At 55.9% G+C, this 19,463-nt stretch carries 18 protein-coding genes and 1 other RNA gene; 14 read left to right on the top strand and 5 right to left on the bottom strand.

Features of this window, described 5'->3' with window-relative positions; translation table 11 throughout:
* The 10 genes from IQ254_RS32075 (at position 1) to IQ254_RS11345 (ending at position 12,366) form a co-directional block, all read left to right on the top strand.
* On the top strand, positions 1-1,875 hold the full coding sequence (locus tag IQ254_RS32075; protein ID WP_193966277.1) for a DNA-directed RNA polymerase subunit gamma: 1,875 nt from the start codon (positions 1-3) through the stop codon (positions 1,873-1,875).
* 62 nt (positions 1,876-1,937) lie between these two features.
* A complete protein-coding gene (locus IQ254_RS11385) occupies positions 1,938-5,921 on the top strand; it encodes a DNA-directed RNA polymerase subunit beta' (protein WP_193966276.1) in 3,984 nt (1,327 codons plus the stop codon).
* Positions 5,922-6,018: 97 nt separating this feature from the next.
* An RNA gene (rnpB, locus tag IQ254_RS11380) (RNase P RNA component class A) lies at positions 6,019-6,394 on the top strand.
* A gap of 107 nt (positions 6,395-6,501) precedes the next feature.
* Positions 6,502-7,125 (top strand): ribonuclease III family protein, encoded by a 624-nt coding sequence (locus IQ254_RS11375; protein WP_228040535.1) that lies wholly within the window; start codon positions 6,502-6,504, stop codon positions 7,123-7,125.
* Entirely contained in the window at positions 7,100-8,146 is a 1,047-nt protein-coding gene (locus IQ254_RS11370; protein ID WP_193966275.1) for a Gfo/Idh/MocA family protein, read from the top strand. The genes IQ254_RS11375 and IQ254_RS11370 overlap by 26 nt, the downstream gene beginning before the upstream one ends.
* Positions 8,147-8,439: 293 nt before the next feature.
* On the top strand, positions 8,440-8,784 hold the full coding sequence (locus tag IQ254_RS11365; protein WP_193966274.1) for a hypothetical protein: 345 nt from the start codon (positions 8,440-8,442) through the stop codon (positions 8,782-8,784).
* A 94-nt stretch (positions 8,785-8,878) separates the two neighbouring features.
* Positions 8,879-9,520: a hypothetical protein gene (locus tag IQ254_RS11360; protein ID WP_193966273.1), complete on the top strand. Its 642-nt coding sequence runs from the start codon at positions 8,879-8,881 to the stop codon at positions 9,518-9,520.
* 124 nt (positions 9,521-9,644) lie between these two features.
* Positions 9,645-10,205, top strand: a complete 561-nt coding sequence (locus IQ254_RS11355) for a fasciclin domain-containing protein (RefSeq protein ID WP_228040533.1) — start codon at positions 9,645-9,647, stop codon at positions 10,203-10,205.
* 209 nt (positions 10,206-10,414) lie between these two features.
* Entirely contained in the window at positions 10,415-11,059 is a 645-nt protein-coding gene (locus IQ254_RS11350) for a response regulator transcription factor (protein WP_193966272.1), read from the top strand.
* A gap of 104 nt (positions 11,060-11,163) precedes the next feature.
* Entirely contained in the window at positions 11,164-12,366 is a 1,203-nt protein-coding gene (locus tag IQ254_RS11345) for a glutathione S-transferase family protein (RefSeq protein ID WP_193966271.1), read from the top strand.
* 81 nt (positions 12,367-12,447) lie between these two features.
* Here the strand turns inward: IQ254_RS11345 and mutL are convergent, their stop codons facing one another.
* Positions 12,448-14,178 (bottom strand): DNA mismatch repair endonuclease MutL, encoded by a 1,731-nt coding sequence (mutL, locus tag IQ254_RS11340; protein WP_228040532.1) that lies wholly within the window; start codon positions 14,176-14,178, stop codon positions 12,448-12,450.
* A gap of 234 nt (positions 14,179-14,412) precedes the next feature.
* Between mutL and IQ254_RS11335 the strand changes: the two genes are divergently transcribed.
* The 3 genes from IQ254_RS11335 to IQ254_RS11325 all read left to right on the top strand — a co-directional run bounded on the left by IQ254_RS11335 (position 14,413) and on the right by IQ254_RS11325 (position 16,172).
* On the top strand, positions 14,413-14,790 hold the full coding sequence (locus IQ254_RS11335) for a rhodanese-like domain-containing protein (RefSeq protein ID WP_193966270.1): 378 nt from the start codon (positions 14,413-14,415) through the stop codon (positions 14,788-14,790).
* 37 nt (positions 14,791-14,827) lie between these two features.
* The gene (gene cofG / locus IQ254_RS11330) at positions 14,828-15,844 is read left to right on the top strand and encodes a 7,8-didemethyl-8-hydroxy-5-deazariboflavin synthase subunit CofG (protein ID WP_193966269.1); all 1,017 of its coding nucleotides are present in this window, start codon (positions 14,828-14,830) and stop codon (positions 15,842-15,844) included.
* A gap of 103 nt (positions 15,845-15,947) precedes the next feature.
* Entirely contained in the window at positions 15,948-16,172 is a 225-nt protein-coding gene (locus tag IQ254_RS11325) for a hypothetical protein (RefSeq protein ID WP_193966268.1), read from the top strand.
* 53 nt (positions 16,173-16,225) lie between these two features.
* On the opposite strand, the gene mazG is transcribed toward IQ254_RS11325, so the two are convergent.
* The 3 genes from mazG to IQ254_RS11310 are packed head-to-tail and all read right to left on the bottom strand — an operon-like array spanning position 16,226 to position 17,666.
* A complete protein-coding gene (mazG, locus tag IQ254_RS11320; protein ID WP_193966267.1) occupies positions 16,226-17,053 on the bottom strand; it encodes a nucleoside triphosphate pyrophosphohydrolase in 828 nt (275 codons plus the stop codon).
* 47 nt (positions 17,054-17,100) lie between these two features.
* Positions 17,101-17,406: a type II toxin-antitoxin system RelE/ParE family toxin gene (locus IQ254_RS11315; protein WP_193966266.1), complete on the bottom strand. Its 306-nt coding sequence runs from the start codon at positions 17,404-17,406 to the stop codon at positions 17,101-17,103.
* Positions 17,403-17,666, bottom strand: a complete 264-nt coding sequence (locus IQ254_RS11310) for a type II toxin-antitoxin system ParD family antitoxin (protein WP_193966265.1) — start codon at positions 17,664-17,666, stop codon at positions 17,403-17,405. The genes IQ254_RS11315 and IQ254_RS11310 overlap by 4 nt, the downstream gene beginning before the upstream one ends.
* 207 nt (positions 17,667-17,873) lie before the next feature.
* Between IQ254_RS11310 and IQ254_RS11305 the strand changes: the two genes are divergently transcribed.
* Positions 17,874-18,497 (top strand): restriction endonuclease subunit R, encoded by a 624-nt coding sequence (locus IQ254_RS11305; protein ID WP_193966264.1) that lies wholly within the window; start codon positions 17,874-17,876, stop codon positions 18,495-18,497.
* 340 nt (positions 18,498-18,837) lie between these two features.
* On the opposite strand, the gene IQ254_RS11300 is transcribed toward IQ254_RS11305, so the two are convergent.
* The gene (locus IQ254_RS11300) at positions 18,838-19,155 is read right to left on the bottom strand and encodes a TIR domain-containing protein (RefSeq protein WP_228040530.1); all 318 of its coding nucleotides are present in this window, start codon (positions 19,153-19,155) and stop codon (positions 18,838-18,840) included.
* Positions 19,156-19,463 lie beyond the last annotated feature (308 nt).

Below are 19,463 nucleotides of genomic sequence, written 5' to 3'. Positions count from 1 at the left end.
ATGGCCAAGCTAGAACAGCGGTTTGACTACGTCAAAATTGGAATAGCTTCTCCCGAACGGATTCGCCAGTGGGGTGAACGCACCCTACCCAATGGGCAAATCGTGGGCGAAGTGACCAAGCCCGAAACCATTAACTACCGCACCCTCAAGCCTGAAATGGACGGGCTGTTCTGTGAGCGGATCTTTGGCCCTGCTAAGGATTGGGAATGTCACTGCGGCAAATATAAGCGTGTTCGTCACCGCGGCATTGTTTGCGAGCGCTGCGGTGTGGAGGTGACTGAGTCTCGGGTACGCCGTCATCGCATGGGCTATATCAAACTGGCTGCGCCAGTAGCTCACGTTTGGTATCTCAAGGGCATTCCGAGCTACATTGCTATTTTGCTCGACATGCCCTTGCGAGACGTAGAGCAGATTGTCTACTTCAATGCCTATGTAGTGCTCGACCCTGGTAATGCCGAAAATCTGAGCTATAAGCAGCTGCTCACCGAAGATCAGTGGATTGAAATTGAAGATCAGCTCTATGACGAAGAGACTGAATTGGTCGGGGTTGAAGTGGGTATTGGCGCAGAAGCCCTTCAGCGCCTACTAGAGGACTTGGAATTGGAGGCGGTAGCTGAAAAGCTGCGGGAAGACATTGCCAATTCTAAGGGTCAGAAGCGGGCCAAGTTGATCAAGCGTCTGCGGGTGATTGACAACTTTATTGCTACCGGTTCTAAAACCGAGTGGATGGTGCTGGATGTTATTCCGGTAATTCCACCCGATCTACGGCCTATGGTGCAGTTAGACGGCGGACGGTTCGCCACCTCTGACCTTAACGATCTCTATCGTCGGGTGATTAACCGCAACAATCGTCTGGCTCGCTTGCAGGAGATTCTCGCCCCTGAAATCATTGTTCGTAACGAAAAACGGATGCTTCAGGAGGCCGTAGATGCGCTGATCGACAACGGTCGTCGGGGACGCACGGTGGTCGGGGCCAACAACAGGCCGCTGAAGTCGCTCTCTGACATTATCGAAGGTAAGCAGGGCCGCTTTCGGCAAAACCTGCTCGGTAAGCGGGTTGACTACTCTGGGCGTTCGGTCATTGTGGTGGGGCCGAAGTTGAAGATCCATCAGTGTGGGCTGCCCCGGGAAATGGCCATTGAGCTGTTTCAGCCGTTTGTCATCCATCGCCTGATTCGCCAGGGTCTCGTTAACAACATCAAAGCGGCGAAAAAACTGATTCAGCACAATGATCCCAGCGTATGGGATGTATTAGAAGAGGTGATTGAGAGCCACCCGGTGATGCTCAACCGGGCACCTACCCTGCACCGTTTAGGTATTCAGGCCTTTGAGCCAATTTTGGTCGAAGGCCGCGCGATTCAGCTGCACCCCTTGGTGTGTCCGGCCTTTAATGCTGACTTTGACGGTGACCAGATGGCGGTTCACGTGCCGCTGTCGCTAGAAGCTCAGTCAGAGGCGCGGCTGCTCATGCTGGCCTCGAACAATGTGTTGTCACCGGCTACGGGGCAGCCGATCATTACGCCATCCCAGGATATGGTGCTGGGGTGCTACTACCTGACGGCAGAGAATCCTGGTGCTACCAAGGGAGCTGGTCACTACTTTGCCAGCATGGAGGATGCCATCATGGCTTTTGAGCAGGGGTTAGTGGAGCTCCACGCCAAGGTGTGGTTGCGGTTTGATGGCGAAGTTGAGTCCGATCAGCCCAATACAGCGGCTCCCGAGCGGATGGAATCTGAAGACGGCACCATCACTGAAATTTATCCCGATCGCCGCCGTCGCCTAGACAGCGAGGGCAACCTGATTTCTCAATATATCCAGACGACGCCAGGCCGCATTATCTACAACAAAGCGGTGCTCGACGCGATCGCAGGCTAAGGGGCCATCTCAAACCACAACTACTACCGCACGACCATCACCATTACATAAGGGCGAAACCTATGGCTGAGCAAGGGGCACCTCAAAACGCACTGACCTTTCGAAATCGGATCATCGACAAGAAGCAGCTCAAGAAGTTGATTTCTTGGTCGTTTACCCACTACGGCACGGCGCGCACATCCCAGATGGCTGACCGCATCAAGGATTTGGGCTTCAAATATGCCACTCGGGCAGGGGTTTCCATTAGCGTGGAAGATCTCCAGGTACCCCAGGAAAAGAAGGGCATGCTAGCCGCTGCCGAGGAGGATATTCGCGTTACCGAGGAGCGCTACACCCGAGGTGAAATTACCGAGGTTGAGCGTCTGACTAAAGTAATCGACACCTGGAATGACACTAGCGAAGAGCTGAAAGATCAGGTGGTGAAGAACTTTAAGGAAAATAACCCGCTCAACTCGGTGTACATGATGGCCTTCTCCGGAGCGCGGGGAAATATCTCTCAGGTTCGCCAGCTGGTGGGCATGCGGGGTCTGATGGCCAATCCCCAAGGGGAGATCATTGACCTACCGATTAAGACCAACTTCCGTGAGGGGCTGACCGTTACCGAGTATGTGATCTCCTCCTATGGTGCTCGTAAGGGTCTGGTTGACACCGCCCTGCGTACGGCTGACTCGGGCTATCTCACCCGCCGCTTGGTGGACGTATCCCAGGATGTGATTATCCGTGAGCACGACTGCGGCACCGAGCGAGGCATTCCCCTGCGCAGCATGACCGATGGTGAGCGGGTGCTGATTCCGCTAGAAAACCGGCTGCTGGGTCGGGTCGTTGCCAAAGATGTGGTTCACCCTAAAACGGGTGAAGTGCTGCTGGCAAAAGATCATGCCGTATCGCCAGAAACTGCAGAAATGCTGGCAGAGGCAGGGGTCGCAGGGGTGGTGGTGCGATCGCCCCTCACCTGCGAGGCTACCCGTTCCGTGTGCCGCCTCTGCTACGGCTGGAGTTTGGCCCACTCAGAAATGGTTGACCTGGGCGAGGCGGTGGGCATTATCGCAGCTCAGTCTATTGGTGAACCGGGCACCCAGATGACCATGCGTACCTTCCACACGGGGGGTACGTTTACTGGTGAGGTCGCCCCCCGCATTCGGGCGGTTAAGGATGGCACCGTGAAGCTGCCCAAAAACCTCAAGACCCGCGTTTTCCGCACCCGCTACGGCGAAGAGGCGCTGATGCTGGAGTCAAATGCCGACGTTGTCATTGAGGGCACCGGCAAAAACAAGACCGAGTCACTGCCCCAGGGCACGATTCTGTTTGTTAACGACGGCGATGTGGTCAAAAAAGAAGCGCTTTTGGCTGAGCTACCCTCCGCTGGGCGTACCCGTAAAGTCACCGAGAAGGCGACTAAAGACGTGACCTCTGACCTGGCCGGAGAGGTGAAATTTGCCGGTCTAGTGCAGGAAGAAAAAACTGACCGCCAGGGCAACACGACTCGTTTGGCTCAACGGGGTGGGTTGCTTTGGGTCCTGGCTGGGGATGTGTATAACCTACCTCCTAGCGCTGAGCCGGTAGTTCGCAACGGCGACTACGTCAATGCCGACGACACCCTGGCCGAAACCAAACTCACCACCGAACGAGGTGGCTTGGTGCGGTTGCCCGAAGCCGACGACGAAAAGGGCACGCGAGAGGTGGAAATTATCACGGCCTCAGTGATGCTAGATCAGGCTCAGGTGCGCAAAGAGCATGGCCAGGGGCGCGAGCACTACTTCATTGAAACCTCCCACGGTCAGCGTTTCTCCCTCATTGCTACACCGGGGGCCAAGGTCACCAGTGGCCAGGTAATTGCTGAGCTAGAAGACGATCGTTACCGCACTCAAACCGGTGGTATCGTCAAATTCTCCGGAGTGGATGTGGCTAAAAAAGGCAAGGGCAAACAGGGCTACGAAGTTGTCCAGGGCGGCACCCTACTTTGGATTCCAGAAGAGGCCCACGAAGTCAACAAAGATATCTCTCTGCTCATGGTGGAAGATGGCCAGTACCTAGAGGCCGGCACCGAAGTTGTAAAAGACATCTTCTGCCAAAACAGCGGCGTGGTTGAAGTCACCCAAAAGAATGACATTCTGCGGGAGATCCTGGTCAAGCCTGGTGACATTCACATGGTAGACGCCCCCGAAGACGTCATGGACCGCGATGGTACCCTGGTCAACGCCGGAGAAGAGGTGATGCCAGGGCTAGTTGCCAGTGATCTGCGTTACGTAGAGTACGTCGAAACTCCCGACGGGCCAGCGCTGCTACTGCGCCCTGTGGAAGAGTATGTGGTGCCCGACGAACCTGCGGTACCCAGTCAGGACTCTGCTGCCGATGCGGCTGGCTCGATCAAACTTCGTGCCATTCAGCGTATTCCTTTCAAAGACGGAGAGCGCGTTAAGTCAGTGGATGGCGTTGAGCTGTTGCGCACTCAACTGGTGCTTGATATTGAAGAGGAATCGCCCCACGTGGTAGCCGATATTGAGCTCGTGCCCGATGACCAAGACGATGATCTGATGCGGTTGCAGATGGTTGTGCTTGAGACCCAGGTGATTCGTCGCGATGTGGTCGCCGATCAGACCCAGGGGAGTACGGTTACTCGTTTGTTGGTAGAAGAAGGGCAGCAGATTGAGCCTGGGGCTGTGGTTGCCCGTACCGAGATTCGTTGTAAAGAATCGGGAGAAGTGCGCGGTATTCGCGAAGGTCAAGAGGCTATTCGTCGATTGCTAGTGGTGCGTGAGACCGACCGAGTCAAGGTGGACTTGCAGGGTAAAACCCCCACGGCAAAAGTGGGTGACTTGGTGGTAGCCAATACCGAGCTTGCTCCCGGTATTAGTTATGAGGACTCAGGCACCGTAACGGCCATTGACGGTGACCAGATTTTGCTGAGGCTGGCACGTCCCTACCGGGTGTCTACCGGGGCGGTACTTCATATTGAAGACGGGGATCTGGTACAGCGGGGTGACAATCTGGTGCTGCTGGTATTTGAGCGAGCTAAGACTGGCGACATTATCCAGGGTCTTCCCCGCATTGAAGAACTGCTAGAAGCGCGCAAGCCCAAGGAGGCCTGTGTCCTGGCTGAGCGTCCGGGCAACGCTCAGGTGGTGTATAGCGATGATGAAACCGTAGAGGTCAAAATCATTGAAGACGATGGCGTAGTTACCGAGTATCCGGTTAGCCCTGGCCAGAATGTGATTGTATCCGACAGTCAGCGCGTCAGCACGGCTGAGCACCTCACCGACGGCCCGGCCAATCCCCACCAGATTCTAGAGGTGTTCTTTAAGTACAACCTCAGCCTCGGCCAGGGAATTCACGATGCGGCTCTGGGGGCGCTGCAGCAGGTGCAGTCGTTCTTGGTGAATGAGGTGCAGTCGGTGTACCAGTCCCAGGGCATCGATATTTCTGACAAACACACCGAGGTGATTGTGCGGCAGATGTCGTCGAAGTGCCGCATTGACGACGGTGGTGATACCACTATGCTGCCCGGTGAGCTGGTGGAAATCTACCAGGTGGAGCAGGTGAATGAGGCGATGGCCATTACCGGTGGTGCCCCAGCCGAATACACGCCTGTGCTGCTGGGAATTACCAAGGCGTCGCTGAATACTGACAGCTTTATCTCTGCGGCTAGCTTCCAAGAGACGACCCGGGTGCTGACGGAGGCGGCGATTGAAGGTAAGTCGGACTGGCTGCGTGGTCTGAAGGAAAATGTCATCATTGGCCGTTTGATTCCGGCGGGTACGGGCTATAACGCCTATGATGAGACGCCTGCTCCAGAGCTGGATCCGGCCTATGAGTCGGCTATTTTAGACGATGATATGGTGCTTCAAGATGTGGTGTTGGACGATTTCACGGCCCGTAGCTACGACCTAGATGGCAACCTCAACATGCTCAGTGATGATGAAATGATTGGGGGAATGTCGGTGGATGACGGCAGCTCGCGGGGCAATGGTGAGGCTCCTCCGAGTGGGAATGGCGCCAGCCTCGATGATGATGACCTGCTGATTGACGACCAGACTGAGGCCCTCTAGGCCGAGAGTTCAAAGCCTTGGCTGACTTGCTCAGCCAGGGCTTTTGCTACCTTAGGTAAGGCGTTCTGGGCTAAGCGGCTTACACTAGAACTAAGAGGGAGGTAGTGTAGGTGGTTGCGGACTGGCCTAGGTCAGTCTGAGGAAAGTCCGGGCTCCCGAAAGACCAGACTTGCTGGGTAACGCCCAGTGCGGGCGACCGTGAGGAGAGTGCCACAGAAACATACCGCCGATGGCCCTCAGGAATTTTCTAAGGGCACAGGTAAGGGTGCAAGGGTGCGGTAAGAGCGCACCAGCAGCATCGAGAGGTGCTGGCTCGGTAAACCCCGGTTGGGTGCAAGGTCAAGGGGCAAGGTTGGTCTTTTTCCGGCCCTGTTGTAAGTACCGCAAGAGGCGTTTGGTAACAAGCGTCCCAGATAGATAACCGCCCCTCCGGCAACGGAGGAACAGAACCCGGCTTATGTCTACCTCCTTCCCCCCTGTAATACTCGGGCCGGATCGGCAGCACCAGCTGAAAGATTGGGTGCAGCAGATCGGGTTAAGCCCTCCGATTGCCTTCAGTTGGGTGCGTCTGGATCAGGCTTTGACCCACAAATCTGCCGATGTTGACTATAACTACGAGCAGCTAGAACTGCTCGGAGATGCCGTGTTGCGGCTGGCGGCGACAGAATGTTTGCAGGAGGCTTTTGCCGATCTGTCGGTAGGAGAGCTGTCAGCGGTACGGTCGGTGCTGATTAGCGATCGCACCTTGGGTCAGTTGGGCCAAGACATGGGTCTCGCCCCTCTGCTGAGAGTTGGCCCAGGTATGACTGTTGGCCCCACGCATCTCGCTGATGCTCTAGAGGCAGTTGTGGCCGTGTTCTATCTAGAAACCCATACCCTTGAGCTAGTGCGAACCTGGCTAGATGCTAAATTACACCCCTTAGCCGTTACCGTTCGCCGCGATCCAGCCCGCCAAAACTATAAGGTAGCGTTGCAAGAACTCACCCAAGCCCGCAGTAAAACCTTGCCCGAATATCGCACCGTCGAACAGCGCCCCGTAGATGGCGACCCTGAGCGCTTTGCGGCTACAGTCTGGTTTCAATCTGCCTGCTGGGGCCGTGGCTACGGCCCCACTAAAAAACAGGCTGAGCAAGCCGCTGCCGCCGTTGCCTACGATCGCCTCAGCCCAGCACCCATCTATGACCACCCATCTTCCACCCCTTAACTTGGCTATTTTTGGCTTGGGTCGCTGGGGAACCCATCTACTGCGTAATTTTTTGAGGTTGCCTGGGGCCAATGTGGTGGCGCTAGTAGACCCTCACCCTCAGCGGCTGTGGGAGAGCCGCGATCGCTTTCAGCTGCATGATACGGTCACCTGCTATGGGACTTGGCAACCGGCGATCGCGCATCCTGGCCTCGATGCTGTCGTGATTGCCACCCCCGCTGAAACCCATTACCCGATTATTGACGCAGCGCTGGGGGCGGGGCTGCATGTGTTGAGCGAAAAGCCCCTTACCCTGGAGAGCTCTACTAGCGCTGCTCTGTGTCAGTTGGCCCAGACCCAAGGGCGGCAACTCATGGTCGATCACACCTACCTGTTTCATGCCGCAGTGCAGCAGGGGCAGCCGCTATGCTCTCAAATCGGTACTCTGCGCTACGGCTATGCCGCGCGCACCAATCTCGGCCCCGTCCGGCCCGATGCCGACGTCTTCTGGGATCTGGCCATCCATGACGTATCAATTTTGAATTATTGGGTAGGGCACATGCCTACGGCTGTGGAGGCCTGGGGGCCGGTCTGGCTGCAATCCCAGCCCCAGGATAGATTTCCTTTCGGGTTGCGAGATGCGGGCTGGCTGCGGTTGATCTACGCTACTGAACCTGGCCACCCCGCCCTTGAAGTAGTAGTACAGGTGAGTTGGGCCAACCCCGACCGACAGCGGCGACTGGCGCTAGTGGGCGATCGCGGTACCCTGGTCTTTGACGAAGGTTCCCCGGCCAACCCCCTGACCCTTTACCGGGGTGAGTTTCAGACCCAGGCATTGCCCTTTCTACCGACTGCGATCGAGGCCGAAAACATTGCGATCGCTCCCACAGAACCCCTTCAGGCCATGTGCCAGCACTTTTTAGACGGGGTTGCCGCCAATCGCCCTTCCCCTATTTCGTCGGGAGCGATGGCCACCGACTTGATCAAACTCATGGAAGCCATTGCGACCGCTGCTGATACCGGCCAGCGGGTAGAGATCTAAGTTTGAGCACCAGGCCCATGGCCTTCGAACCGGTTATTCCGTTGGATTAAGACTGTGGTGCTGAAAGGGCAGCCTGGATCATCTACCCCTGTAGACCGATGTCTACTAGCCCGAATTCTCAGTAGTTTGATCATGTTGCATCGTAAATTTGCAACTTCATAAACTCAAAATAAGTTTGCTTTGACAATTTGCTATGGCGGGCTATACCTAGAGAAACACTTCGCCTTTTTGTCAGGGCCAGGGGTTTGAGTTTCTGATCGTCAACCTTTGACCACCCTCACACACACAATTCTATGAATACTTTTCACTGGCTTGCGGCAGCAACAGTCCTAGGAATTTGTAGTGCGCCCGTACAGGCAACGGCTGCGCCCCAGGATTTGCAAACTACTCCACTGACCATGGCCGATGCCCTAGCGGCTGACCAGCATAGCCAAAGTAGCCTGTCTCGCCTGGCTAACCAAATGGGCCAGCAGGTCGGTCGCCAAGCAAACAGTGGAACCCCTGATGTCATTGAGTCGTTAAATATACCGCTATTAGATGACTTACTAGATGAGTCAGGAAACCTCAATCTGCCTCTGGGGCTAACTGTCTATGATGCTATGGGCACAACCTCTATAGGCTTTGGCTCTGAGTTTTAAGCGGTTTTCCAGACCTTTGCCCTGCCCCTAGCGCCTCGGTTGGTTGTACCCTGGCCCGGTATACTACCAAGGAAGGAAAGTAGGATAGAGGGCTTTGGGCGTCGATCTTCGCAGCTATGTCTACATTGATAGTCTTCAACCCCAGCACGCCGCCTACATGGGCACTGTGTCGCTGGGGTTTTTGCCATTGCCTGGTGATGCCTCCCTGTGGATAGAAATCTCTCCTGGCATTGAGATCAACCGCATCCTCGACATTGGCCTGAAGGCGGCGGTAGTGCGCCCCGGCACCCTGATTGTAGAACGCCTCTACGGTCTGCTTGAAATCCATGCCAGTAATCAGGGAGAAGTGCACGCCGCCGGTGGCGCCATGCTCGATGCCCTAGGTCTCTCCTACCGAGAACGCCTCAAGCCCCGCGTGATCTCAAGCCAGGTAATTCGCAACCTCGACCCTCACCATGTGCAGCTGATCAACCGCAGCCGCCGGGGCAATATGATTGTGGCCGGTCAGACCCTCTACGTATTTGAGGTCGAGCCCGCAGCCTATGCCTCGCTGGCCGCCAATGAGGCCGAAAAAGCGGCCTTTATCAACATTTTGCAGATTAGCTCGGTGGGCAGCTTTGGGCGACTGTACCTGGGGGGCGAAGAGCGTGACATTCTGGCGGCCCAACAGGCTGTAATCGCGGCGATGGAATCTGTCCCCGGTCGTTCGCAGGCTGGTAGTCAGCGCCATGAGTGACTTAGTTATGTCGGGAGATAGATAGCCCACCCAAGTCAGGATGTTACAGTTCATTGAATTTCGTTAAGCTGTGTAAAACAACTTGACTAAATTGTCTGTAATCCTCGTCAGGACTTAGCTTCCCATGACTCCGAACACTCTTCGCATTGCCCTGGGCATATTGCTGTTTGCCGCTGCCCCCGCCGCTATCGCCGTGTTGCCTCAGCAGGCTATTTCAGATACCTATAGTGCTCAGGCTGAGCAACTCGCCCCAGGGGAGTCGCCCGTTGCGGCTGAACAGTCCATCGCAGAGATTGCCGCCAGTGACGAAAATTTTGAGATCTTAACGGCTGCCATTGAAGCGGCTGGCCTGACTGAAGCGTTTAGCGACGACGACCTAGCGGTGACGGTATTTGCGCCTACGGACGATGCCTTTGCGGCGTTGCCTGAAGGTACCCTAGATGAGCTGCTGCTAGCCGAAAATCGTGGCCAACTCGTTCAACTCTTGGGCTACCACGTGGTAGATGGTGAGGTGCTATCTACGGATCTGGCGGCTGGGGAAGTGGACACTATGGCAGGTGCATCCGTAATGGTGTCGGTTGATGGAGACATGGTCACTGTCAATGACGCTAATGTCGTGGTTGCCGATATTAAAGCTAGTAATGGCGTCATTCACGTCATTGATGCGGTGCTGCTACCGATTTAGTCGCTGCCGTAGCTGATTCCTGATCCAGGACATGCCGGGGCGCTCGCGCCCCGACAGTCGTTTGTTGAAGTATCATCAGCAGTAAGAGCTGGTCTTCTAGCCGCAAGCTACCGGGGCTAGGCTCAAAACGCACCAGAACTACGTCAGTGAGAGTGCGCATTACTTCAGGGGCATATTAACTAAGAGCTAATCGTAGTGATGATCAGAGCATGAAGGATTCAACCCCAGGCGATCAGAAGCAGCTTTTGCTAATTGATGACGACCCTAATTTGATCTTGCTGGTCAAGGACTACCTTGAGTTTCGCGGTTACGAAGTAAAAACGGCAGGCAATGGGCGAGAAGCCCTCGACATGCTGGAAGAGACTTCCCCAGACATGATTATCTGCGACGTGATGATGCCTGAGATGGATGGTCATGCTTTTGTCCGTCACGTGCGCGAAAGCCCCTCTACTGAGTGGATTCCAATTTTGTTTCTGTCCGCTAAGGGGCAAAGTCAGGATCGCGTCAAAGGGCTCAATACCGGGGCCGACGTGTACATGGTCAAGCCCTTTGAGCCTGAAGAACTGGTGGCTCAGGTAGAGTCTTCGCTCAAACAGGCGTCTCGCCTGATTAAGCAGCAAATTAAAGGTGCGGGCAGCCCGGCGATTCAGGTGCCCTTTGACGTTGAGCTGACCCCTACTGAGCTGCGAGTCGTGCAGTTTGTCGCCCGGGGGATGGCCAACCGCGAGATCGCCAATGAGCTGCAAGTGAGCCAGCGCACCATCGAGAGCCACGTCAGCAATATGCTGGGTAAGACTGGCCTGAATAATCGTACTGAGTTAGCCCGCTGGGCCATCGAAAACAACAAGGCTTAACCCTGCCTGGGCCCCTCTGGTTGTGGATGGGTGGATGAATTGGCGGGTAGGGATGAAGCGATGTCTGTCAAAATCAGACTAGCGACCTACTAGCATTTTTTTGTATGACGACTGCCCCCCTGAGCTGGTCGGCCCTGGAAGAGATGGCCGACTTTTCCACTGATGCCGTCAACGGCCCCACCAATGCCCAGGCCCGACTGCGCCTGTTTGGCCAGCCTGAGTCGGCGGTGCGAGTGACCCTTTACCGCGATAACCACGCCTGGTGCCCCTACTGCCAGAAGGTGTGGCTATGGCTAGAAGAAAAACAGGTGCCTTACCGCATCCAAAAGGTCACTATGTTTTGCTACGGCGAGAAGGAAACCTGGTATAAGTGCAAGGTGCCTTCCGGTATGCTGCCCGCTTTGGAGCTAGACGGGCGCATGATTACTGAGAGTGACGATATTCTGCTGGCCCTGGAAGCCGCCTTTGGGCCGCTGGTCTGGGGCATGAACGACCCCACCGTGGTACCGCTGCGGCAGCTGGAGCGCTTACTCTTTCGGGCCTGGTGTCTGTGGCTATGCCAGCCAGTGCGATCGCAGGCGGCTGACCAGCGGGCCGGGGATCAGTTTGTTGGCGTTGTGCAACGGGTCGAACAGGCCTTAGCCAGCACCCCAGGGCCTTTCTTTTTGTCGGCGTTTAGCACCGCTGACGTAGTGTTTGTACCCTACGTGGAGCGCATGAATGCCAGCCTCTACTACTACAAGGGCTATTCTCTGCGAGAGGAAAACCCTGGGCTGAGCGCCTGGTTTGACGGCTTGGAAAGTCGCTCGACCTATCGCGGCACCCAAAGTGATTTTCATACCCATGTCCATGATCTGCCGCCCCAGATGGGGGGCTGCTACGAAAACGAGTTGCCTCAGACCAAACGCAACCAAACCCAGGTTGACTACGGCCCCTGGTTGGGTCTGCCCGATGTGGCCTACCCAGAACCGGAAACCTCACGGGTTGAAGCGCTGGCTCGGATGCTGAAACATCGGGACAGCATTATGAGGGTCAATCCAGCGGCCCCAGAGGTAATCGACCCGGCGTTGCGGTGCGCCCTCACCTATTTGATCACCGGCGCACCCTGTGTGCCTCCGACTGGCGCTGATCGAGGGTTGCGGTATCTGCGCGATCGCATCAATGTGCCCCGCGATATGTCGATCTATGCTGCCAAACGCCTGCGCGATGCGCTAGAAACCACGGCTGCCCTGGCGGGAGATGCCCAGCCTGACCCGCTGCCCACGCGCCATCGCCGGGATCAAGACCCGGCGAACTTTGCTGCGTAGGGGCAAAGAACCCTGGTTTCTGCTGGGCGATCGCAAGGTGTCTGTAGCTGCAAGGACGAGAAACCGGGGTTCTGTTCTCGCTTAGATGCCGTGGCTCTTGCCAACCACCCAATGACGCCGGAAAAATCGAGCCAGGCTGGTTTCACTTAGGGTGAGGCAAATGGGGCGACCGTGGGGGCAGGTGCGGGGGTTGCGGGTCTGTTGCCAATCGTCGAGTAGGGTCTGCATTGCCTTTAAATTGAGCGGGATGCCGTTGCGCAGGGCCGTCCGACAGGCAATCGCAACCTGGGCCGTATGGAGATCGCCGCCAAGACTCAGTTCCAGCAAGGCGTTGGGCAAATCGTCGCGATCGCGCAGCGGTTCTGGAGCCTGACGAATGGCCCACCGATTGGGGCCAAAGGCTTCTGGCTCCAGCTCCAGGCGCTGAAATTGCTCCAGCTGTCTTGCGCTCAGGCCCTCCAGCACGACGGGGGTAGCCAGGGGCACGAGCTGCCACCGGGCCTGCAAACGCTCGTAGAGCACGCGCTCGTGGGCAATGTGTTGCTCAATCAGGCAGAGGCCGTCGGGCTGCTCGGCCAGAATATAGCGGTTGTGAACCTGGGCGAGCGCCCGCAGGTTGCCGGGGCGAGCCCGGTGGGGCAACTGATCGGATAGCTCTGTGGGCAGGGCATAGGCGCCGCTGGATTCGGCGGTTTTAATCAACTGGGTCAGCCGCTGCTGCCCCTGGTCGGCGAGGGGAGTTGCCTGCTGACCCAGCAGCAGGTCTACCTGGTTTTGACACAGGGCGACCCATTGGTCGAGCTGGTGCAGGTACAACGTGCCCTTATCGGGGCGACGATTCCAGTCGATGTGGTGCGGCGCCACCGTCAGATGAATAAAGGCCAGCGGATAGCGGTGACGAGGTAATGTCTGACGAAAGGCCTGCACAATGCCCTGCTCTAGCTCGGGTACCGTCACCAGCCGCCCATTCACCGCCACTTTGACCCAGTCAGCCCGTGGCCGATGACAGCGATCGGGTAGCCCAATGAGGCCGTAAATACCTGGATGGTATGGGTTGTCTTGATCGTTCAACCAGGGAGCCACCTGCTGCCCTTCGTGCAAATCGGCATCCTGGACAGCCCGCACCATCTGGGGCACGAGCCCGCGGGCGGTAGGGCTGGGGGTGAGGGCCAGCCAGGGGCGATCGCTGAGTTGCACGGCCCAGGTCACGGTGGGGTGGGCGAGGGCGCAGTGGTAGATCACCCACTGCACCTGGTGCAACTGTTGAGAGAGCGCTGGCAAGCGCTGCTGCCGGGCAGGCCAGCGGCCAAAGAGCTCGTTTACAATGACCACCGTGCCCGGTGCCAGGGCGACAGGTGTAGTCACCAGCGGGTCACCCTGAGGAGAATAGGTGACCCGCCAGCCTGAGGCCTGCCCCGAGAGGCGACTGCAAATCTCTAGGTGACCGACCTGAGCCAAACTGTGTAATGCTTCACCGCGAAACCCCAGGCTCGCCACCTGCCACAGATCGGCTTGGGTACGTATTTTGCTGGTGCTGTGGGGTACTGCCGCCCGGTGCAGATCCTCAAGGGTCATACCGATCCCGTTGTCGGCTACCTGCACCCGCCCCTGGTGGGGCCAAAGATTAAGGGTGATGTGAGTAGCGCGGGCATCCAGGGCGTTTTCGATCAGCTCGCGCACCGCCGCCGCCAGCGAGTCGATCACCTCCCCAGCGGCAATGCTGTGCACTACCGCGCCCGGCAGTGGCTGAATGGGGTGGTTATGGGCTTCGAACGGGCTGGATGCAGGAATTGGAATTTGTCTCCAGGGCAACTAGCTTCATGCTACTGCGAGGGGAGCCCCCTCACCATACCTGTGCTCTAGCTCGGTGGATAGAGCTCATGGGGACTTCCATCCCAAAACTTTCTCAACGCAATAGATTGATCTAAATCAATCAAAATAAGCAAAATCATTGACAACTTTGTCTACCTTTTCTAACAAAAGTTTGCGCAACCTATTAAGGTTTGTTACATTGCAGGAGAACGCCTCTAGTGGATCCTCCTCACCATGAATCTTTTCTTTGGTCTGTTTCCCAAGCCATCGCCGCTGCGCCCCGAGTCTCGGGTATATGACCTGAAAGAGCGTTTAGATTGGGGTGAGCCAGCGTTGACAATTATCGATGTGCGCGATCGCGTCGAGTTTAACCAAAGCCACATTACGGGGGCCATCTCTATGCCCCTAGAGTCGTTGTTGACTACGGCGGTCAACTGCTTTGAGGTCAATCGCGATCTCTATGTCTACAGCAACACCGATGACGAATCTATGGCGGTGGCCGAGCAGCTACGCCAGGCAGGCTTTGTGCGAGTGGCCATCGTGCGCGGCGGGGTGGCCGCCTGGAAAGCGGCGGGGTTTCCGGTAGAGATGGTGACAACGGCAGTGGCCTAATGTCGTCTACACTGGCACCGTTGGGTCAAATCGCAGTATGGTTCAGGCTAAGACAGTGGGCTGGTGGGGTAGCCGCTCGGCGCTAGGTGTTTTGCATCGAGTAGCGACCTACAGCTTTGCCCACACATTGGTGCCCACCTACGAATGCTTTAACCGCTGTACCTACTGCAATTTTCGGGCCGATGTGGGCCAATCGCCCTGGCTGAGCTTGGAAGCAGTCGAGCGTCAATGTGAACGGCTGCGGCAAAAGGGGGTGTGTGAACTGCTGGTGCTCAGCGGCGAAGTGGCCCCCCACAGCCCCCGACGTGCTGATTGGGTCAATCATATTTACCAGATCTGCGAGCTGGCCCTCAATGCCGGACTGCTCCCCCACACCAACGCTGGGCCGCTCAGTCGCGACGAAATGGCCCAGCTTCAGCGGGTGAATGTGTCGATGGGCTTGATGGTCGAACAGGTGACGCCAACGCTGCTTGATACGGTGCACCGCCATGCCCCCAGCAAGCGCCCCGAGGTGCGTTTGAGGCAGCTGGTGCAGGCGGGCGAACTGGGCATTCCCTTTACGACCGGGCTGCTGTTGGGGTTAGGGGAAACCGAAACCGACTGGATCGAAGCTTTGCAGGCAATTAACGCTATTCACAGGCGCTACGGCCACATTCAAGAGGTCATTTTGCAGCCCCACAGCCCCGGTCAAAGTCAGGCTCAGCCAGGGCTGGCGCTGACAGAGACAGCCTTAGCAAGCGCTGTAGGGCTGGCAAAAGAGTACTTGTCTTCAGATATCGTTGTGCAGATTCCGCCGAATCTGGTGAGCCCCCGTGGATTGCTGGCTTGCCTGGAGGCGGGCGCCAGGGATTTGGGCGGCATTAGCCCGGTAGACGAGGTAAATCCTGACTACGAGCATCCCCACCCAGCGGCACTTGAGGCAGCGATCGCCCCCGCTGGCTGGCAGCTCCATCCCCGTCTGCCCATCTACCCCCAGTACGACAGCTGGCTACCCGTATCCATGCGATCGCGAGTCCAAGCCTGGCGACAGCGGCTCTCTACCATAGCGGTCTAAACCGGGCAGATTTATCGTTTAGTTGCAAAGCCTTGCGGGCTAATCCGCAGGGTAGGATGCTGACAACTGGAAGGCTGAACCCTTCCCCAGTTGTCTCGGGTTCATGGCGATGGCGGCTCCTCAAACTTGCCCCGTGTGCGGCGTTAAAATTTTGGTGGGCTGCGCGGGGGGCGATCGCGTATTGTTTTCTGTGGGGCCACCGGGCACCCGCCTCAAGCTGTACGCTCGTGTCTGTCGCCACATCGACAAGCCTGGCTGTATCAACCAAAATGGCGGCAACCAGTCTGCCAGCTCCAAAGATTACTACAAACCCGATGCACCGAAGTAGTTGTATGACCATGGCATGGGTGTTGGTGGGCGCCGCCCACTATGGTTTCAGGCTTACGCATCAGCCAGCTGCGCCTTGGCTTGCTGCCACAGCGCTTCTAGCTCCTCAATCGAATACTCATTTAGGGGTTTCTCCGCCGCCCCTTCCACCAGCTCAAAGCGCTGGATAAAGCGGCGGTTGGTGTTCTGCAAAGCCTCTGACGGGTCGAGGTCGTACCAGCGGGCCAAGTTTACCAGGGTAAACAGCAGATCGCCCAGTTCCGCTCGCTGGTTTTCCTTCGGTTCGTGGGCCAGGGCCAGACGAAATTCGTCTAGCTCTTCGTGAAATTTATTCCACACGCCGTTAATATCTTCCCACTCAAACCCGGCCTTGGCGGCTTTGACCGAGATTTTGCTGGCGGCCATCAGCGGCGGCAGAGTGCGGCTGTACTTGGTCAGCTTGGGCGATAGTTTGTGGGGTTCGTGGGGAATGCCCTTTTCTTCGGCCTTGATGCGGTCCCAGTTTTGGTTTACTTCGGCGGGGGTAGCTGCGCTGGTATCGCCAAAGACATGGGGGTGGCGACGCACCATTTTGTTGGCAATGCCGGTGGCGACGGTGGCCAGGTCAAAGTCGCCGTTGTCGCTAGCCACCTGGGCCTGGAGCACGACCTGAAGCAGCAGGTCGCCGAGTTCCTCTGCGATCGCATCCTGTTCCCCCACCTGAATGGCATCGACCACCTCGTAGGCTTCTTCGATCACGTAGGGAATCAGGCTGGTAGGGGTTTGGGCTAAATCCCACGGGCAGCCGGTTTCGGGATGGCGCAGCTGGGCAATGATATCCACCAGGCGTTCCAGGGCGGCGAGAATAGCGGCGTTGGGGATAGATAGGGTTTTGTCTTGCATAGCGTTGGTTGCGATTAAATCTCAGACGGTGGGCCAAACGTACAGGGCTACTGGCCTTCTTCAAACAGCGCTGTCAGATCTTGATAGCCACTTACGACACGGAAAACCTCTATTTCATTGTCTAGCAACCGATAGAAAATCAGGTACTGCCGATGGGGAAAGCTACGCAAATTTGGGTATAGCTCATCTCGCTGACGGCCAATGTTGGGAAACTGACCAATGCGCTGCAAGACTCGTTCAACCTCAGTTAGAAAGGTTTCTGCACTGGCTAAACTACTTTGGGTGGCCAGGTAGTCTGCGATCGCTTCAATATCTTGACTCGCTCGCGGCGTAATGCGACAGACTCGGCTCATGACTCAGCATGACGCTGGCGCAACCGCTGACGGATAGCGCTAATTTCTTCGGCCCCGTCCAAGAGCTGGCCTTGCTCAGCCTCAATAGCCCCTACCAAAATGTCGTGGCGTAGCTCTTCAAATCTGCCCTGGTAGAGGTGCTCGCGCTCGACTAAAGCCTGTAGACCGGCCAAAAGCACCTCGTCTAGGGAGGTGTATCGACCACTGGCAATTTGGCGTTCTGCAAACTGTTGTAGTTCAGGGGGCAAGGACAATGCCATAACAGAGCCACAGTGATTGTGTTGTGTGCTTTTTAGTCTAGCTCACCCCCCGCAGGAATCGGCTTCGGGGCATGTGCTGCACTATACCGAAAGAATTGGGTACCTTTCCTTCGGATGACACTGGTTTTTAGTCATTCAATAGATATCCGGACTCCAGGAAAACTTAGACGTTTCACAAATGCCACAATAGCGGTAGGAGGTTTCGCCATGGTGCAGACATTACCCATTGAGCAGTTGACCCTGTATGACCTGGAACAGCAGTTCGGGCTTCAGGAGGTTGCCGCTGGCTCTTTTTTCTCAGAATGGCAGGGCGATCTACCTGAGCTCAGCTCGGCAGAGCGGGAACGGTTGGCACGGGTAGAGGCAGCCTATGCCAATCTGGAGCGGCGATCGCTGCTCGAAAATACCGTCAAGCTGGCCGTGGTCGCGCCCCTACTCGATTTGGCCGGGCTGTTTTTGCCGCCGTTCTATGTCACCACCGAGAAAACGGTAGAAATTACGGCCTCAGCCGATGACCTTACCCTGAGGGGGCGGCTCGATGTACTGGTGCTGAAAGATCAACTCTGGGTGCTGGTGATTGAGTCAAAGCGGGCTGAGTTTTCGCTCAAGGTGGGGATTCCTCAAGTGTTGGGCTATATGATGGCCGCCCCAGACACATCGCTGCCGCTGTATGGGCTGGTGACAAACGGCAGTAGTTTTGTGTTTGTAAAGCGGTTGGGTCGGCAATATGCCCGCTCTAAGGAGCTGATTTTGGATCAGGATGAGGGGCTAGCCAAAACGCTACAGATCATGAAGGCATTAGCAAGAATTGTGGCGGGTGATGCGTACTGAGGGTCAGGTCGATGACCTTAAGATATTGCACTGAAATCAGTTGATCATCATCTTGGATTCGGGAATTCTGATCATACTGGAGCAGGGAGAGGTTTTAAGTTTGCTGAATCGAAATCGGCAGTTTAGTTTAGTTCAAAACATGCCCATCCTCCAATAAGTAAGTATTGAAGCATAGCCACCATGCAGGAAACTTTGAGTCAGCAAGTGAAGTCTTAAGCTTTTGATGGCGACTTGAATAACTCGCCTTGTCGAGACGCTCTTCAAGCAAAACAATCGAGCCTTTATGGAGAGTAACGTCTTTCACTATTTTGGAAGTCAAAAGGATCTCCTGACACTTGGTTTAGTGAATCTTTGAATGAGCCTGTTCAATTTCCCAGTTTACCCAGGGTCTTGAATGGGTTTCTTTGCCAATCAAAACTACAATTTTTCCAGCCCAAGAAATTTTCATGCGAAGCAATCGTCGGATTGTTTCATCGCTCACCATTCCTTGCTCAAATCTCCTTTGGTTAGCAGGTTTCATCCTAACCGAACTGTTACGGATGTCATAGCCACCGCGTGACAGAAGAGATGTTAAATTACCGACTTCGGAATCATCAGCATGGTGATGACTGATAAAAATGTGTCTTCGCTTACTTTTTGAACTCATATTATCTAACAAGGCTACAAACTTGGAGATCTCAAAGAATCTTTAGGAGGTTCCTGTCAACATACTAAGATAAAACGATATGGCAGGTAGCTGTAAGCAAAATTGCATATACAACCATTCTTCTTCCCACAGTCATAACTTTTGTCCTTAGCTAGTGTCAAGTTTGTTCTGCCTATAGCGTCAAGTTTGTTAACTGGGCAGTCCTAAGTTCTTGATTGGATTTCTAGGCCGCCAAGTCAGGTGCACCAGCGCTGGGGCAGGAGTCTAGCTTAGCGGCGATGAATTTAGACAAAAGTAGAGTGGGCGGACTGTTGGGAAAA

Source organism: Nodosilinea sp. LEGE 07088 (assembly GCF_015207395.1).
Lineage (GTDB): Bacteria > Cyanobacteriota > Cyanobacteriia > Phormidesmidales > Phormidesmidaceae > Nodosilinea.
Note: the sequence above shows the minus strand (reverse complement) of the source record. Positions and strands in the feature narration are given on the sequence as shown.

What these genes read in the sequence shown, in the direction of transcription:
- cofG (WP_193966269.1), top strand. Translation starts at nt 14,828, where the DNA reads ATGGTTCAGGCTAAGACAGTGGGCTGGTGGGGTAGCCGCTCGGCGCTA.
- IQ254_RS11315 (WP_193966266.1), bottom strand. Translation starts at nt 17,406, where the DNA reads ATGAGCCGAGTCTGTCGCATTACGCCGCGAGCGAGTCAAGATATTGAA.
- IQ254_RS32075 (WP_193966277.1), top strand. Translation starts at nt 1, where the DNA reads ATGGCCAAGCTAGAACAGCGGTTTGACTACGTCAAAATTGGAATAGCT.
- IQ254_RS11365 (WP_193966274.1), top strand. Translation starts at nt 8,440, where the DNA reads ATGAATACTTTTCACTGGCTTGCGGCAGCAACAGTCCTAGGAATTTGT.
- IQ254_RS11335 (WP_193966270.1), top strand. Translation starts at nt 14,413, where the DNA reads ATGAATCTTTTCTTTGGTCTGTTTCCCAAGCCATCGCCGCTGCGCCCC.
- IQ254_RS11345 (WP_193966271.1), top strand. Translation starts at nt 11,164, where the DNA reads ATGACGACTGCCCCCCTGAGCTGGTCGGCCCTGGAAGAGATGGCCGAC.
- mazG (WP_193966267.1), bottom strand. Translation starts at nt 17,053, where the DNA reads ATGCAAGACAAAACCCTATCTATCCCCAACGCCGCTATTCTCGCCGCC.
- IQ254_RS11325 (WP_193966268.1), top strand. Translation starts at nt 15,948, where the DNA reads ATGGCGATGGCGGCTCCTCAAACTTGCCCCGTGTGCGGCGTTAAAATT.
- IQ254_RS11370 (WP_193966275.1), top strand. Translation starts at nt 7,100, where the DNA reads ATGACCACCCATCTTCCACCCCTTAACTTGGCTATTTTTGGCTTGGGT.
- IQ254_RS11385 (WP_193966276.1), top strand. Translation starts at nt 1,938, where the DNA reads ATGGCTGAGCAAGGGGCACCTCAAAACGCACTGACCTTTCGAAATCGG.
- IQ254_RS11305 (WP_193966264.1), top strand. Translation starts at nt 17,874, where the DNA reads ATGGTGCAGACATTACCCATTGAGCAGTTGACCCTGTATGACCTGGAA.
- IQ254_RS11350 (WP_193966272.1), top strand. Translation starts at nt 10,415, where the DNA reads ATGAAGGATTCAACCCCAGGCGATCAGAAGCAGCTTTTGCTAATTGAT.
- IQ254_RS11310 (WP_193966265.1), bottom strand. Translation starts at nt 17,666, where the DNA reads ATGGCATTGTCCTTGCCCCCTGAACTACAACAGTTTGCAGAACGCCAA.
- IQ254_RS11355 (WP_228040533.1), top strand. Translation starts at nt 9,645, where the DNA reads ATGACTCCGAACACTCTTCGCATTGCCCTGGGCATATTGCTGTTTGCC.